Source organism: Arcanobacterium ihumii, assembly GCF_900604515.1.
GTDB classification, from domain to species: domain Bacteria; phylum Actinomycetota; class Actinomycetes; order Actinomycetales; family Actinomycetaceae; genus Arcanobacterium_A; species Arcanobacterium_A ihumii.
Genome location: NZ_UWOS01000001.1, coordinates 170,871 through 186,351, shown reverse-complemented (window position 1 = coordinate 186,351; position 15,481 = coordinate 170,871). Strand labels below are relative to the sequence as shown.

Genomic DNA, 15,481 nt, shown 5'->3' with positions numbered 1-15,481 from the left:
TGGTGGACGGTATCCGTCCAGTTGTGAGTAAAGGTGGTGAACAATAATATTTCCTCTATGTTCACCACCTTTATTGCTGGCCTTTTTGCCATGTGGTCATTAATTCTTGCCGTAGGACCGCAAAATGCTTTTATACTCCGGCAGGGAATAAAACGTGAGCATATCGGCGTCATCCTTGCTATTTGTATATTTGCGGATTGCCTGCTCGTGGCACTTGGTGTTGCTGGCGTAGGTGCGCTCATTGAAAAAGTGCCTGTTGTTCTTGAGATTTTACGATGGATGGGCGCAACGTATCTTTTATGGTTTGCATTTCAGTCGTTCAGGTCGGCAATGCGTCCAGGTGCGCTGCAAGCTGAGGAGGGCACGAGTGTGCAAACTTTGAAATCGGCAGTGATGACAACTTTGATCATTACGTTTCTTAATCCAGGTGTATATCTTGATACCGTTGGTCTCATTGGTGCATTGGCGAATCAGCATGGAGGCTGGCGTTGGTTCTTTGCTTTTGGTGCCATGCTTGGTTCGATTAGCTGGTTTCTGATCTTGGGTATCGGCGCGCGATCGCTTGCTCCGCTGGTAAAGAAGCCGAGCGCGTGGCAAATTATTGACATCGTTATTGGCATAGTTATTTTGATATTAGCGGGCTCGCTTGCATTTAGAAGCTAAATGTTATGTATATGTATGATCTAGTTCCTGAGGATTATTAGGTGGTCATGGCGAAATGCGAGGATCGGGAATTCGGTATATTTGTCTGCTTAGATTCGAACTAGGCCCAAAGGTCTTGTGACAAGATTTATGATTGTAATACAATAAATTTTGTTCTTAGACTTTCGAAGAGGAAAGGTTGCCTCCGATGGGCGAAATCCACGACGATATCCACCACGAACGCGCATTTAAAGCTGAGCATCCAGAAACATTTGCAAAGTACCTACGCCGGCACTGGATAGTGTTCTTAGTTGCTTTCTTTGGTTACGCCTGCGCATATCTAGTACGTAATAATTTCAAACTAACCTCAGAACAGATTCGACTTGAGAATGACTGGTCACTTACGCAAGTGGGGTGGATCCTCACTTGCTTTACGATCTCCTATGGCTTTGGAAAATTCTTCATGGGAATGATCGTTGATCGAGTTTCGATCCGCAAGGCGTTCGCGGGAGCATTAGGCGCATCTTCAATAGTCTGCATTCTCATGGGTTTCTTCCACTCCAACCTTTGGTTCCTCGTATTTCTTATGTTCCTGCTCGGATCAATCCAAGGCTTCCTCTCACCGGGTTCACAATCAATGATTGCAAACTGGTTCCCTAATAAATCCCGTGGTGCAGCTATCGCTGCTTGGAACTCCTCGCAAAACCTGGGTGGAGCACTCCTTCCAATGACTGTTGGATTCGTTATGACCTCAGGTATTGCTTCTCCAATTCAGTACTCATTCGTGCTACCAGGCATCTTTGTTCTTTTGCTTTCTTTCGTGTTCTGGAAGTTTGGTGGGGATCGCCCAGAAGAAGAAGGCTTGCCCGGCCTGCGTGAAATCTTCGGTAAAAGTGGTGTTCCGATGGCTGAAGTTAAGCCTGAAGGTACCGCTTGGCAAATCATGTGGAAGTACGTTTTCTCTTCACGCATCATCTTGACGATTGGTTTGATCAACGCAATTCTTTACTTCCTACGATTCGGAATCACAAACTGGATGCCTGCTTTCCTTGGAACTGAAATGGGTTTCACCGAAGCTCAGTACGTATATGCTTTCTCAGTACTTGAATGGGTAGCTATTCCAGGTTCCTTCTTCTTTGCATGGGTAGCAATTAAGCTTCCTAACCGGCAGTCTCTGGTGGGTGGTATTGGACTACTAGTTCTTGGTTTGCTCGTCTTCACCTACCGTACCAACACCGATTATACGACGCTCCTGATTCTCTCCGGCTTAATGGGAGCGCTTATCTACGGGCCGCAGCTCATCGTCAATATCTTGACTTTGAACTTCGTGCCACTTGAAGCATCAGGAACCGCTGTCGGATTCGTTGGTTTGTTTGGTTATATCGTTGGCGAACTGTGTGCAAATCTAGTTATGCCGATTTTGGCAGAAACCTTCTCCTGGAATGTTTCTTTCATCTTCCTTGCATCAACTGCAGCGGTAGCCGCTCTGCTCTACCTCTCACTTGCAAAGCAAGAACAGCGAGTACTTCAGGCATAATTGCTCAACGCCTTCCAGGCACTCAAAGTTGGGGTGGGTTAAGCTTAACCCACCCCAACTTATTACTGTTCGTCGTTCTGAAGGACAACCGCTCGTTTTTCAAAAGGACGCAAATATGCATAAACAACACCTGCAACTGCGGTCATCAGAACCAACAGAGTGTGGGAAGTTTGCCAGTCGGCAATAAGTGCAATGCGAGGCAGTACTAGATTTGCGGCAACTTCGCCTATTAAGTAGCCAGAAAGTCCAACAATACCTACTGCTGCACCAGCCATACGCTGCGGAATAAGGTTAAGAGTCAACACGTTAACCACAACCTGAGGCGCATAAACAAACGCTCCGATAACAAGGGCGGACCACTGCAAGGAATTCTCCGTCATCGCACCCTGATAAAAAAGCAGAGCGAGCGCCAAAAAGAACATCGAGAGCGCACCGATCGTCGTCATCGAAGCAGGAAAATGATACGCGAGGTAAGCAAAGAAAAGGACGGCAGGGATCGCTCCGATCTCCAACCAGGCGATTGTTTGGTTGGCGTGGCTGAGGATGAACGGTTTTTCATTAGCAAGGAAATGTGGCATCCAGTTAATCACTCCAAATCGAACGAAGTAGAGTAAACCATTAAGGACAATAAGCAGCCACAGTACTGGAGTAGAAGTCAACGCACTCCACAACAAACGCCAATAAGAGTCTTCGCGCGATACGTCAGAATGAGGAACGCCGGCGCGTCCATAGATTTCTTGGAGGGTAGGGTAGCCTTCTTGCCAGGGGCGATCAGCGGAAGAAGTGTAGACGTACCAAGCGCACACGAATGCTAAAAGTGCGGGAATCCAAAAAACCAGTTGCCAATATTCGGTATGCGATAACAATGCACTGGCGCCAAATGCAAGAAACGATGCTCCAACGTTTTGGGACGTGTTCCAGATAGCCACATACATTCCGCGCTCGCGGTTCGGATACCAGCAACCAATCATGGCAAGCGAGGAAGGTGAGCTAGCGCCTTGAACAATCCCGAGTAGACCCATCAGCCCACCGAGTATTAGCGCGTTTGGAGCTAGTGGCAGTAACAAACAAATTCCACCTGAAGATGCTAACGATATAGCTAACATATTTTCATTGAAGATTTATCTACAGCAATACCTAAAAATAGTTTGCCAACACCATATGTAATGGCGAAAACGGTCAGAATTGAGCCAATAGTTACTGCGTTGATGGAGAGCTCAGCAGCAATAGATGTTTGAGATAATTTGAAATTATTTCGTACAAGATAGCAAACTGCATAGCCAATGTATGCAACAAGAAAAACGCGAAACCTAGTATGTAAATAATCACCATACGTATGCCGTTTGCGCGGCGAGAAAAGGTCGTCCAACTTTCTCCCTAACAGTCGCAGAACTAAATAGATTTTCAGCTATCCCTGTATAGAACTTTAGCGTAGTTGTATTACAATTGGAGAAGAAATGAGGAGGAACCATGAACGGTGTACCACGTATTGCCGACGAACTTGCGAGTCACCTACGTGACCGTATCATTTCAGGTACCATTCGTCCTGGTACACAGTTAGCGGAAGCATCATTGGCAACGGAATATGATGTTTCGCGTCCGACGGCGCGCACTGCAGTTGACTTGCTTGTTGCCGACGGTTTGTTAATCCGCAAGCCTCATTTACCTCCGCAGGTACCCCAGATATCCTCACAGGATTTGCGGGAAATTATCGCTCTTCTCGAAACCTGCGAAAGCTTAGCTCTGGAAATTGCTTTCCACAACGAAGTCGATCCGCGGCCTTTAAGGCGTTCCATTACTGAAAGTGCCAATCAAGTCCTCCACACCTTAGTAAAAAGCTGTGGCTCGGAGCGTCTGACTCAGATCCATCGCCGTTGTACTTTCGAGCTTATGCTTACTGATGCCCAGAGCTGGAAAGCGGATAATCCTGCCGTGCGTTCCCTGGTAGATGCCGTAGCAACGTTTGAATTCGATTTAGCCAATGAATCCTTGGGAGCATTACAAAAGTCTCGGCACAGCGTACTAGACCGCGTCGAAGCTGTTTCGCTATAGCTTGTTTTTCTATGTCTGGCACTATATTTAGCTAGCTATTTTCAGTAGTATCCCGAATCATAATCGAGTGACCATGGTTCGTTTTACCCGTGTGTTTAAACCCTAAACGTTCATAAAGCCTCCGAGCACGGTTATTTTTTGGATCTACAGAAAGGGAAACACCCGGAGCTCCGATCTCATTCGCAAGCTTGATTGCTGCGGTTAAGAGTTTTGTTCCAATTCCGCGCCCCTTGTACCTACCTTCTACGGCAAGTGCTACTTCGGGAATTCCCTTTTGTGCGTGACCAAAACCGTGGCGTTCGTCGTCTCCCCAACGCATCCAAATCCCACCAGCTGGGGTGTTTCCGATCCATGCGATAATTCCGCCATGTTCAGGGACCCAATCTTGCACGTAGTAGTCTGCCCATTCATCGAAATCATCGTCGAGAGCACCGTGTTCATCACCGAAGGTTTCTGTCAGGAAATTCAATCGATAGAGGTATGTACGGTCTGCTTCGGTTGCACGACGTAGATACAATTCTTCGTTAAGTGGCATTATTCGACTCCGCTATACAAAAACTTGTGTTCATATTCCCTAATAACCGTGAACTTTAGTCTAAGAACAATTATTTCTCCAATAGCAACAAAAGTTGTTCTCTCAAATTTTCCTTCGTTAAGGTGAATACGTTTGAGAAAGTGAACGCGTTTGTAAACCTAAAGGCGTCTTATCTGGGACGCATGAGTGTTCTGCCGATCTTGGGCTGTCGTCGGAGTGCTTTTGGTTCAACCAAGCCCATTATTATGAATAAATTGGCAGACCGCTTTGGCCTCCGAACCTCACCTGCAATTTTCTTTAGTGCCGCGGGGATAATCATCATCTTTACGCTTGCGATGAGTATTTTCCCTGGCGTTGTCCAAACCTTTTTCGGAAGAGCCGCAACTTTCCTTCGCTTCGATTTGAGCTGGTTCTTCACTCTTTCAGTGACGCTACTGGTCATTTTTTCTGTTGTACTGGCGCTTTCTCGCTATGGGAATGTCAAACTTGGCGACGACGACGCCGTGCCAGAATACTCTGGTATCGCTTGGTTTGGAATGCTTTTCGCCGCCGGTGTCGGAGCAGTTCTCATGTTCTGGGGGATTGCAGAACCTATCAATCACTATGCGAACCCGCCTCTCGGTGGTACAGAACCTTTTACTGATCAAGCTGCTAGCCAAGCGCTTTCTATCGCAAATTTCCATTTTGCGATTCATATGTGGGCGATACTTATCGTCCCTGGTCTTGCTTTTGGGTACTTTACATATAAGCGTCGTCTTCCTCCCAGGGTTTCATCGGCTTTCCAGCCTCTTTTGGGCGATGGAATCCATGGTCCAATTGGAAAAGCAATCGACGTCTTGGCCATTGCCGCAACCGTTTTCGGCCTTTCCGTATCTGTTGGTTTGGGTGCACTGCAGATCAACTCCGGTGCTAACTATGTATTTGGTATTGAGGTTTCTAGCTGGGCTCAAACTCTGATCGTATTGGTAATTACCGCAGTTGGACTTGGCTCAGTGCTCGCGGGAATGGATAAAGGAGTCAAGCGACTTTCCTACATCAACATTGTTTTAGCCTGTGTGGTATTGGTGTTTGTACTCGTTTTTGGTTCAACGTCAAACACGATGCGTGCCATAGTTGAATCTGCTGGAGCATATATCCGCGATCTACCAGTTCTTTCCTTCTTTAATGACGTAACCCATGACGGTGAATGGTCTGGTACCTGGACGGTGTTCTATTGGGCTTGGACGGCAACATGGGCGCCATTCGTGGGCATGTTCGTGGCAAAAATTTCAAAAGGTCGAACTATTCGCGAGTTTGTATTTAGTGCCCTTGGTGTTCCTTCCATTTTCGTCATTATTTGGATCGGTATTTATGGTTGGAACGCATTTACGCAAGATCGAGCAACGGCTTCTGCGGTGAATACAGCTGGTGACCTAACTGAGAAAATCGTGACTGAAGGAAACGTTCAGGCGGCACTATTCCAGTTTTTGCAAGGTTTTCCGCTTTACTCTCTAACTGCGGTGCTTGCTCTGGTTGTAATTGTGCTTTTCTTCATCACATCTATAGATTCTGGAGCGCTAGTAATTGACGCGATGGCAAACGGCTATGAAGATGCCGCACCTAGGCGTCAGCGCGTGTTCTGGACGCTTTCTGTTGCTGCTGTTTGTGGATCAATTATCCTCACATCAGGGGAGAATGGTCTAAGCGCACTTCAAGAAGTAATCATTGTAATTGGTTTCCCAGTGATGATTATGACCTTTGTACAAATGCTGATGGTCATCCAAGCTTTGCGCGAGGATGCTGGTGCCGCAAAGCCAATGCGTACACGCCAGTGGAAGCAGGTCCTTCCGGCGGAAGAATATGAGCGTAGGGTGGAGGATCCTGAGCTGAGTGTGGAAGAGTTCGTCGTCAGCCCTGAATTTGATCCTGATACGAAACCTGAGTTCGAAACACACACGCCTAACACTAGAGCGGTGAAAGAAGCCGAAGAAGGTATGCCGAAACTAAGCATCGCTGTTACCGGTGGAGCTGCCTCAGGTACCTCAATCGTTGCTGATGAATTTGCACGGTTGGGTGCAACACTTATCAATGCAGACCAAGTAAATAGTTATGTCCTTGAAACGGATGATGATGTACGCCGCGAAATCGAAGATGTTTTTGGCTCTGACGTTATTTCTTCTGATGGAACGTTGAATCGCAGTGAACTTGGGCATCTTGTGTTTAGCTCATTTGTGGCACGTGAGCGTTTGGAAGCGATCTTGCATCCGCGTGTTACCGGGCGAATTGAAGAACTTGCTCGCGCAGCAGGGGAAGATGCCGTAGTCGTAGTTGACGTTCCTCTGCTTGTTGAATCTGATTCGACATCGAGATTTACACATGTTATCGCCGTTTCTGCTCCTGTTGAACAGCGAGTCGAAAGACTTATGGAGGAGAAAGGGATTAACCGTGAGGAAGCGTGGTCACGCTTGGAAGCTCGAGTCACGGACGAAGTGCGTGAGGAAGTGGCTACATTTGTATTAATGAACGACGCCGATTTGGAATCCTTGCGTGCAAGTGTGCGGAAGTTTTGGGCAGAGAATATTTTGCCTGAACTTGACGAGTCTAAGAGAGTGGAAGGCTAAGACGAACGAGTAATTTTAGGAAAACTGGGTGATAGTAACTTGAATATACTGCGTTGCAGCGACCGATTGAAAAGACTGCGTTTAAGATCGTGCGTCGTGGATGAAGCGCAAAACTCTATATGAGCCTACGCGGTACCGCCATTCTTCTGACTAGTTGGCAGTAAGTCCTTCTGGTCACATTAAGTTGGTAAGGGCGAATTCCGATGGTCACGAACAGATCATTCGTGTACTAAGACCAGGAAAATTTGTGGGTGGGCACGCATTTTAACGCGAGTACGTGCAAAATATTCAGCGGTGACCCTAGAAGGAACTCGAATGTGCGTCTTTGACCGCTCTGATATTGACACATTGTTCGGGCGTTATTCATCGGTTGGCTTGCGCATGCTCGAGGAAATGCCACTTCGTTTACAGGAAACCGAAGCACGTCTCAATGCTACTATTGCCACCGTCGTCGGTGCCCGGGTTGCGAGTTATTTATTAAATTTACCTATTGCTCGCGATAGGTATGTCCAGTTTGTGGAGTTGCCGCGACTTGTACTAGCTGAGCAGTGTCGTTAGTCGTGATCGAACACTCAAGGCGGTTGGCAGAATCTGCGTAGCTGGTGTTTCCGCTATCTTGCCTCGTTTCAGCTACTTCTGTGGACTGTTCTAATATGGATTCTTGTGGCTTAACCTTTTGCTTTTTGAAGATTGCAACGATTACAGGGATTCCCGTAACCGTAACGAAAATAATCATGATTAGATCAATTGAGTGGGCAACGCCTGGAATTTGACCTAGCAGTGCACCAACCATCGTCATTGAAACAACCCAGCTAATTGCACCTGTTACGTTCCAGAAGAAGAAGTGGCGATACTTCATTCGGGAGATGCCTGCGCCGAGTGGTACATAGGTTCGCACAAATGCCAAGAATCGTCCAAGTACCAGCGCCCAAGAACCGTATTTTGCGAAGAAATCTTCTGCTTGTTGAAGCCTCTCGATTTTAAGTACTCGGGCATCGGGGGAGAAGAGACGCCGTCCGAAGCGCCTACCTAACCAGAATCCCACTTGGTCACCAGCAATGGCGGCAATACAAGAAACTAGGATGACCTGCCAAAGAGGTAAACCAATTGCTTGGTGAAGAACGGCAAGCGTGATGAGCAGCGAGTCACCTGGAAGAAAAGGGAATAATACTCCCGATTCGATGAAGATGATGATAGCTACACCCAATAGAGCGTAGGTGCCAAAATTTTGAATGAGAGTTGTGGGATCGGAAAGCTGACTTATCCAATCAATGATGCCCATAAAAACTCCCAACTAGAGATTGTGTTCGCAATATCAATCGCAGATCGAAACTATGTCTGGTACCCGATCAATTATTGAACTAGTTATTCAAACTCATTCAAAATACATATCCGCTGGTAATTCTAGTTCTTTAAAAGTCATTTACAAGGGCTCTTTGTAGTCCTGTAGTAGCATTCTTGGACACGAAAACTGCAACTAGAGGATCAGGCGTTGACCGTCGTCTTCAATTCTTCGGCAGGAATTGGATCATCACCGGCAACTTCAGCGCTCGCGGTCTTTGCTTTGCGCCGGTTATTCACGGAGCTGATGATGATGGGAAGTACGGAGATTCCCACGATAATAATCATGATGAGATCGATTGAGTGAGTGATGCCTGGTATTTGACCGAGGGCAACACCTACTGTGAGCATAAGGATTACCCAGCTAATCGCGCCTAGAACGTTCCAGAAAATGAAATGCCGGTAGTGCATGTTTGAAATGCCAGCGCCGAGCGGCACGTAAGTTCGTACGATTGGAACAAAACGCCCAAGCACAAGAGCAATAGAACCATGGCGTGCGAAGAAAGCTTCTGCTTGTTCGGGTCGATCAGTTCGAAGGATCTTAGCGTTGGGGGAGAAGAGACGCCGTCCGAAGCGCCTACCTAACCAGAATCCCACTTGGTCGCCCGCAATAGCAGCTACACAGGCTACTGCCAAGATCTGCCAGATAGAAAATCCCATCGCGGAATGAAGGACTGCGGCAGTCACCAGAAGGGAATCGCCGGGAAGGAACGGAAAGAGTACACCTGATTCGATGAAAATAATGATCGCTACTCCGAGCAAGGCATAGGTTCCAAAACTTTGGATCAATGCGGCTGGATCGGAGAGCTGGCTAAGCCATTGGGTGATATCCATGTGAGTACCTTTCAATACGTTCTAATCGTTTATTTTCCTCTTCTTTTCTGAACAAAACCTTGGAAAAGGACCCTGAGTATCGTGTGTTTGCCCACGTTTCCTAAGGTTTTGTATTGCCAATCGCTGTGTAGATTCTTGATTCCCTTATTGGATTTGGTACGAAGCGAAGGACTGGTGTTTGTGAAGATGGAGTGTCAGTCATTTTCACAAACATCAGTCCCTCAATTAGTTGGTTCGGAACAGGTGGGACCCTTCAGCTCACGTTGTTCTCCACCCAAGGGTTAAGAGTTGTACCCTTGACCACAACTTCCCAGTTAGAAACCAAAGGAAGGTCTTTTTCATTGACGATCGTCCACCACGGATCCCAAGCCAAGCGGGTTGCTTTGAATACGGCGTTAAATGTGACCTGTACATCGTTGGATGTGTTTTCAGTCTCTAGTTTCACGAAGATCTGGCGACTGCCGCTCACGCTCGAGACGTGCTCAAGTGAGTAATTTGCATTGAGTCCATGCCGATCGTAATTCCAGCTACTGTTGCAAGAATTTTTCTTTTCATGATCTCGCCTGCCTTATGGGTGACGTCTATATGTTTGTATACTCGCATTACTTTACTGTTATGAAATTATCTTGCACCCTAACATAACGTAACACAAGTATGATTCAATTTTTAAGCATTATTTGCCTGTGATATGAGCGATTTAGCAACAGAATAATAATGCTAAAAAATTTGAACTACCATTTTAATTTAATGCAGTGTGATGTGTTTTAGGAGGTGCTATTAACGGATTTTCAATTGGGAAAACGTGAATCGAGAAAATGTGCGCACATCGTGCCATATCCTGTGCAAGTTCGTAGCGAAAACCCGTCACCACTACGGTTTCTTTGTGATAAGAATTGAGTATGAAATCATGGTTAATTGATATGGACGGTGTACTCGTCCACGAAGGAAAAGCACTTCCGGGCGCGGCAGATTTTCTCGGGCGCCTTCAAGAAAAGGACATCCCATACCTTATCCTTACGAACAACTCAATCTTCACCGAGCGTGACCTTGCTGCGCGACTCAGCGCTTCTGGCCTTGACGTTCCAGAGGATAGAATCTGGACTTCTGCTCTGGCAACGGCCCGATTCCTTGGTCAGCAGACCGAAAACCGCCGTGCTTATGTTGTGGGTGAAGCTGGTTTAACCACTGCCTTGTATGAAGAAGGCTTTATAATGACGACGACGGACCCCGAGTTTGTAGTACTTGGTGAGACCCGCACGTACTCATTTGACGCAATCACTCAGGCGATCCGACTCATTCAGGCGGGTGCACGATTTATTGCCACTAATCCAGATAACTCTGGTCCATCTGAAAATGGCGATATCCCTGCTACCGGAGCAGTTGCTGCATTGATCGAAAAGGCAACTGGGCGTTCACCATTCTTCGTTGGTAAGCCAAATCCTGTGATGCTCCGCAACGGTCTAAACAAGATCGGAGCTCACTCAGAGGAAACCTCCATTGTTGGTGATCGTATGGATACTGACGTTCTCGCTGGCGTGGAAACCGGTTTAACGACTCACTTGGTTCTCACGGGATCGACTCGACGCGAAGATATCCAAAAGTATCCATTCCGTCCACACTTCGTTCATAACTCAATTGCTGATGTGGTTGAGCTTGTGTAAGAAATTCTGAATTTTTCAGTTGTGACTTAAGTGGGGAGAGAAACGCCTATGCGGTTTCTCTCCCCACTTGCTTACTATTTGACTATAAAAATTATCGGTGGAACCGATTAGTGTAGTCTTGCTCAAGTAAGTATTTGTTCAAGACTCGTCAAAAGAACATTATTGACCTGTGATTGAAAGGGAATTATGACGATCGCTAGCTCAGACGGGAAGAGTGACAGTGTAGCTAAAGAAAGGACTTTCTTCGGGCAACCTTGGGGACTCGCAAACCTTTTTGGCGTCGAAATGTGGGAGCGCTTCAGTTTCTACGGGATGCAAGGAATTCTTCTTTACTACATGTACTACGAAACAACGCAGGGAGGACTTGGCCTAGACCAAACGGCGTCGACCTCGATCATGGGAGCTTATGGCGGACTCGTCTATATGGCAGCACTCGTGGCATCACTCGTAGCTGACCGTCTGCTGGGGTCTGAGCGAACTCTCTTCTATTCGGCAATCCTTGTGATGATGGGTCATATTTCGCTTGCATTGGTACCGACCGTCGCTGGTCTTGCCCTCGGGCTAGTGTGCATCGCAATCGGATCGGGCGGCGTAAAAACGAACGCTCAGGTTGTGTTAGGTCAGCTTTACCATCGCCAAGATCCACGCAGAGATGCAGGCTTTTCAATATTTTACATGGGTGTAAACATTGGTGGACTTTTCGGTCCGTTGCTCACTGGTTGGATCTGGGGAATGGAAGGATTTCACTGGGGATTCGGTCTTGCTGCAATTGGAATGGCTGCTGGTCTGATCCAGTACATTTTGATGCGTAAGACGACGATCGGTGCAGCAGGTCACGACGTTCCGAATCCACTTCCGAAGTCGAAGTACTTCCAGTGGATCGCAATCGCAGTTCTAACGATCGGAGCATCGGTACTACTAGTAGCAACAGGAATTATTCCACTTGACGCGCTCTCGAGCGTTGTTTCGCTCCTTGCTCTGGTTGCTGCAGTAGTTATGTGGCTTCAGATGTACCGCTCCCACCTCACGACTCCTACGGAAAAGTCAAGGCTGATTGGCTTTATTCCACTTTTTATCTCTGGAGTAGTGTTCTTTGGAATTTTCCAGCAGCAGTTCACTGTATTGGCTATCTATTCAGATGTTCGTTTGAATCGTGATCTCTTCGGTTTTGAGCTTTCCCCAACCTGGGTCCAGTCCTTCAACCCACTCTTCATCATCATCTTCGCGGGAATATTTGCATCTCTTTGGACGAAGCTGGGTGAACGCCAGTGGTCGACTCCAGTTAAGTTTGCAGTTGCAAATATCATCATTGGAATTTCGCTCTTCTTCTTCATTCCATTCTCAGGAGGCGAAGCTAACTCCACTCCGCTATTGGCGATTGTCTGGATCTTGTTCCTCTTCACTATCGGTGAGTTGCTCTTGAGCCCAGTAGGAAATGCACTCGCAACTAAGGTAGCACCAAAGGCTTATCCTTCAATGATGATGGCTGTGTGGCTCATGGCAGTATCCATGGGTACATCGCTTTCGGGTACTCTTGCTGACTATTATGATCCAAACTCGGTTTCGGCGGAAAACACTTTCTTTATCGTACTAGGCGTGGTTTCTATCGCTCTCGGATTCATCCTCTTGTTGATCCGCAATTGGATCGAAAAGAAGTTCGTAGATATCCGCTGATTTCTTCGAAAAACTCATCTTGGGGCGCTTCTTCATGCAGAGGAAGCGCCCCTTTATTGTATTGATGCATTGTATGCGCGATTTTGCACAGATGAGGAAAAGTACTCGTTGGCATAATTGGACAACTGTTAATTGCACGCAGTTTCATGCACAATGAAAATACCAAAGATGATCGAAGTGGATGATTTTAAGTGCGTTTTCAAACAGTTGCTGAACGAGGTCAAAAGATACGGGGTAGTGCGTTTTCGGATCCTATTTTCCGAATCCCAGCGATTACCGTAACTGCGACGGGTCGAATCCTTGTTGCCTACGATGTCCGTTCAGACTGGCGTGACCTTCCCGCGGACTTTGATATTGTTTTCAGATATTCCGATGATAAAGGTGAGACTTGGAGCGAGCCTGCACTGTTGCGCTCACACACGCCTGGTCACGGATTTGGTGATGCGTCCCTGCTGACTAATCCAGAAACCGGAACAATCCTTTGCTGGTACGTAGGTTCTACAGGTGAATCTTATTTTTCCGCACGGGCAGGCAGACCTGGGCTCGAACTATGGTTAGCGACGTCGGATGATGATGGGTTGACCTGGACGCATCGTGACTATAGCTCGCTTCGCCCTAACCAGGTGGCGGGGATGTTTACATCCTCGGGAAACGGAGCTATTACTGGGGAAGGTGCTCTTCTTCAAACATTCGTGGCGCGAATAGATGATCGTAACTATGCGATCTGTGCAAGCTCGGTGGATAACGGCGAAACCTGGACGATGGGGGAGCCAGTAGGGCCAGATTGCGATGAAAATAAGGTAGTTGCACTTGATGATGGCACAATCCTCATGCATGCTCGTGCGACGCCTGCTAGGCGTCAGGGTTTTTCTGCGGATTTAGGCAAAACTTTCACGCCACTGGTTCCAGTAGCACTCCTCCAAGACCCTGCCTGTAACGGTGGATTGGCACGAATTGGCCGCTTACTCTTCGCTTCTATGTGTGATGATGCCGTTCACCGTACACGACTGAGTGTCCATGTTTCGTCGGATGAAGCACGGTCGTGGAGTGCGCCAATTCTTATCGACGACGGTGCTGCCGCCTACTCGGCTTTGGTTGTGATCGACGATGATACTCTGGGTTTAGTTTGGGAAGCGGACGATTATCAGAGCATTGTTTTTACTTCGTTATCGGTCAGTGAACTGATGGCTTGTGTCAAGGATGAACAGTCAAGATCATTGAAACATATTCGCCATGGCTCTCCAGGTTGGGCGAAACCTCCTGTAGTTAACGAGCACAACAACTAGGTAGAGCAAGGATCTTAAAGTTCCCACAAGGCGCGCATAGCATCTGCGAGTGGTCGGAGGTTGTTGGTGTTTACTCGCTGTGAGTTGGCAGGTGCCGAGATGCTTAGCTTTTCTGCTGTTACGTAGTTTGGCTCGCCTATGAGTAATCCAAGTAATGAACCACACGTACTCGGTTTAAGACTGGAGATTTGGCTGTCAATGAGTTGGGCTGATGCACTGACTAGGGTGGCAGTGATAGTTTCGAATCCATTTTCCTCAAAGCCAATGATACCGGTGCGCACGCCCGCTCTCCCAGGAGTCCCTTGCATTTCATGCACAGTTTCGATTGCGCTTCTGGCGTTCCACCATGCGCTTCCGTCTTGAATTGAAGGTGCTTGAGCTATTTCTTTGATCTCACCGATTCCGATCCCGAATCGTATATCGGTGTTGAGTATCCGCATCTGGACCCGTAGAAAGTGCAGAGCTTGAAATGCGTTGCCTAGTGAGGCGAATATTCCCTGGATTTCATCGCCAACAGTTGGGTGAAAGACTTCAATGCTTGGTGTTGTTACTTTCTCTAGTCCGTCCATTAACGCTGCTTGGGTTTGTTCTCTCTTACCTTTTCTGGACTGGACTAAATCTCCAATGACGGCATACTTAGTGGGAGCTTCTGCTGGAGAGCTTCGCTTTATTTGCTTCGGATTGTGCATGATTTTCTCCTTGCATCCACGATTTCAAATTAAGCCATAGCTTTAATATTGGATATATTAAGGCTATAGCTTAATAATTTACTAATTAAGATAATAGCTTAATTAGTATGTGCTGTGAAGAGGGAGGCTGACCTTCTATAGTTAAACGTATGCAGAATCAGATATTGATGCAGGTTGGCCATCTTGTGATTATTGCGCTTGGAGCTCTTGGTGCAATGGCGGGTAATCCATTCGTGCGCAAGGTTTTCCTTCGGCTGGAAATGGCCAATAGGGGGCGAGGAGCTGGAGCTTCGTCTGATGATGGTAAGTATGGATTGCTCCTCGGTTCGCGGGAAACTTTCCGTGGTGGACGGGCTATTGGGGTACTTGAACGTTTGGCCGTATATCTATGCTTAGTGTTTGGTTTTCCTGAAGGAGTTGCTATGGTTCTGGCGATCAAAGGCCTGGGGCGCTATCCAGAATTAAGAAACGGAAACGATTCACGCATTGGTGAGCTGTTTATCATAGGGACTTTCTTATCGATTCTTTGGTCGGTGCTCTGGGTGGGTGTTGTTATTGGTGTGGGGCACCTGCTCGAATGTTTCTTTGTCAATTAGTGTTTGCGTTTTGGTGCTCGTGCCCACTTTTCTT

15 protein-coding genes are annotated in these 15,481 nt (G+C 47.2%); 8 read left to right on the top strand and 7 right to left on the bottom strand.

What is annotated here, in order from left to right:
- The first annotated feature begins 36 nt into the window (after positions 1-36).
- Entirely contained in the window at positions 37-663 is a 627-nt protein-coding gene (locus EIH22_RS00850; protein ID WP_200829129.1) for a LysE/ArgO family amino acid transporter, read from the top strand.
- Positions 664-850: 187 nt separating this feature from the next.
- Positions 851-2,179 (top strand): MFS transporter, encoded by a 1,329-nt coding sequence (locus EIH22_RS00845; RefSeq protein WP_124053943.1) that lies wholly within the window; start codon positions 851-853, stop codon positions 2,177-2,179.
- Positions 2,180-2,241: 62 nt separating this feature from the next.
- Here the strand turns inward: EIH22_RS00845 and EIH22_RS00840 are convergent, their stop codons facing one another.
- Positions 2,242-3,285 (bottom strand): MFS transporter, encoded by a 1,044-nt coding sequence (locus EIH22_RS00840; RefSeq protein WP_124053942.1) that lies wholly within the window; start codon positions 3,283-3,285, stop codon positions 2,242-2,244.
- A gap of 364 nt (positions 3,286-3,649) precedes the next feature.
- Between EIH22_RS00840 and EIH22_RS00835 the strand changes: the two genes are divergently transcribed.
- Positions 3,650-4,231 (top strand): GntR family transcriptional regulator, encoded by a 582-nt coding sequence (locus EIH22_RS00835; protein WP_124053941.1) that lies wholly within the window; start codon positions 3,650-3,652, stop codon positions 4,229-4,231.
- 31 nt (positions 4,232-4,262) lie between these two features.
- Here the strand turns inward: EIH22_RS00835 and EIH22_RS00830 are convergent, their stop codons facing one another.
- A complete protein-coding gene (locus tag EIH22_RS00830; protein ID WP_124053940.1) occupies positions 4,263-4,766 on the bottom strand; it encodes a GNAT family N-acetyltransferase in 504 nt (167 codons plus the stop codon).
- Positions 4,767-5,011: 245 nt separating this feature from the next.
- Between EIH22_RS00830 and coaE the strand changes: the two genes are divergently transcribed.
- Positions 5,012-7,366, top strand: a complete 2,355-nt coding sequence (gene coaE / locus EIH22_RS00825) for a dephospho-CoA kinase (protein WP_124053939.1) — start codon at positions 5,012-5,014, stop codon at positions 7,364-7,366.
- Positions 7,367-7,853: 487 nt separating this feature from the next.
- Here coaE and EIH22_RS00820 read toward each other — a convergent pair whose 3' ends face one another.
- From EIH22_RS00820 to EIH22_RS08890, 4 genes are all read right to left on the bottom strand, one after another.
- Positions 7,854-8,648 carry a DedA family protein gene (locus tag EIH22_RS00820; protein ID WP_124053938.1) on the bottom strand — a complete coding sequence of 265 codons (795 nt, stop codon included), beginning with the start codon at positions 8,646-8,648 and terminating at the stop codon, positions 7,854-7,856.
- 203 nt (positions 8,649-8,851) lie between these two features.
- Entirely contained in the window at positions 8,852-9,541 is a 690-nt protein-coding gene (locus EIH22_RS00815; protein WP_124053937.1) for a DedA family protein, read from the bottom strand.
- 253 nt (positions 9,542-9,794) lie between these two features.
- Positions 9,795-10,010, bottom strand: coding sequence for a thiol-activated cytolysin C-terminal domain-containing protein (locus tag EIH22_RS09065; RefSeq protein ID WP_124053936.1), 216 nt, complete (start codon positions 10,008-10,010; stop codon positions 9,795-9,797).
- Positions 10,007-10,144: a hypothetical protein gene (locus tag EIH22_RS08890; RefSeq protein ID WP_160148988.1), complete on the bottom strand. Its 138-nt coding sequence runs from the start codon at positions 10,142-10,144 to the stop codon at positions 10,007-10,009. Before EIH22_RS08890 ends, EIH22_RS09065 begins: the two co-directional genes overlap by 4 nt.
- 296 nt (positions 10,145-10,440) lie before the next feature.
- On the opposite strand from EIH22_RS08890, the gene EIH22_RS00805 reads away from it, so the two are divergent.
- The 3 genes from EIH22_RS00805 to EIH22_RS00795 all read left to right on the top strand — a co-directional run bounded on the left by EIH22_RS00805 (position 10,441) and on the right by EIH22_RS00795 (position 14,162).
- The gene (locus tag EIH22_RS00805; RefSeq protein ID WP_124053935.1) at positions 10,441-11,202 is read left to right on the top strand and encodes an HAD-IIA family hydrolase; all 762 of its coding nucleotides are present in this window, start codon (positions 10,441-10,443) and stop codon (positions 11,200-11,202) included.
- A gap of 186 nt (positions 11,203-11,388) precedes the next feature.
- Positions 11,389-12,876, top strand: a complete 1,488-nt coding sequence (locus EIH22_RS00800) for a peptide MFS transporter (protein WP_124053934.1) — start codon at positions 11,389-11,391, stop codon at positions 12,874-12,876.
- A 191-nt stretch (positions 12,877-13,067) separates the two neighbouring features.
- Positions 13,068-14,162 (top strand): sialidase family protein, encoded by a 1,095-nt coding sequence (locus EIH22_RS00795; RefSeq protein WP_124053933.1) that lies wholly within the window; start codon positions 13,068-13,070, stop codon positions 14,160-14,162.
- A 14-nt stretch (positions 14,163-14,176) separates the two neighbouring features.
- Here EIH22_RS00795 and EIH22_RS00790 read toward each other — a convergent pair whose 3' ends face one another.
- On the bottom strand, positions 14,177-14,851 hold the full coding sequence (locus EIH22_RS00790; RefSeq protein ID WP_124053932.1) for a SatD family protein: 675 nt from the start codon (positions 14,849-14,851) through the stop codon (positions 14,177-14,179).
- A 149-nt stretch (positions 14,852-15,000) separates the two neighbouring features.
- Here EIH22_RS00790 and EIH22_RS00785 point away from each other — a divergent pair, with 149 nt between their 5' ends.
- The gene (locus tag EIH22_RS00785) at positions 15,001-15,447 is read left to right on the top strand and encodes a hypothetical protein (RefSeq protein ID WP_200829128.1); all 447 of its coding nucleotides are present in this window, start codon (positions 15,001-15,003) and stop codon (positions 15,445-15,447) included.
- Positions 15,448-15,481: the final 34 nt, after the last annotated feature.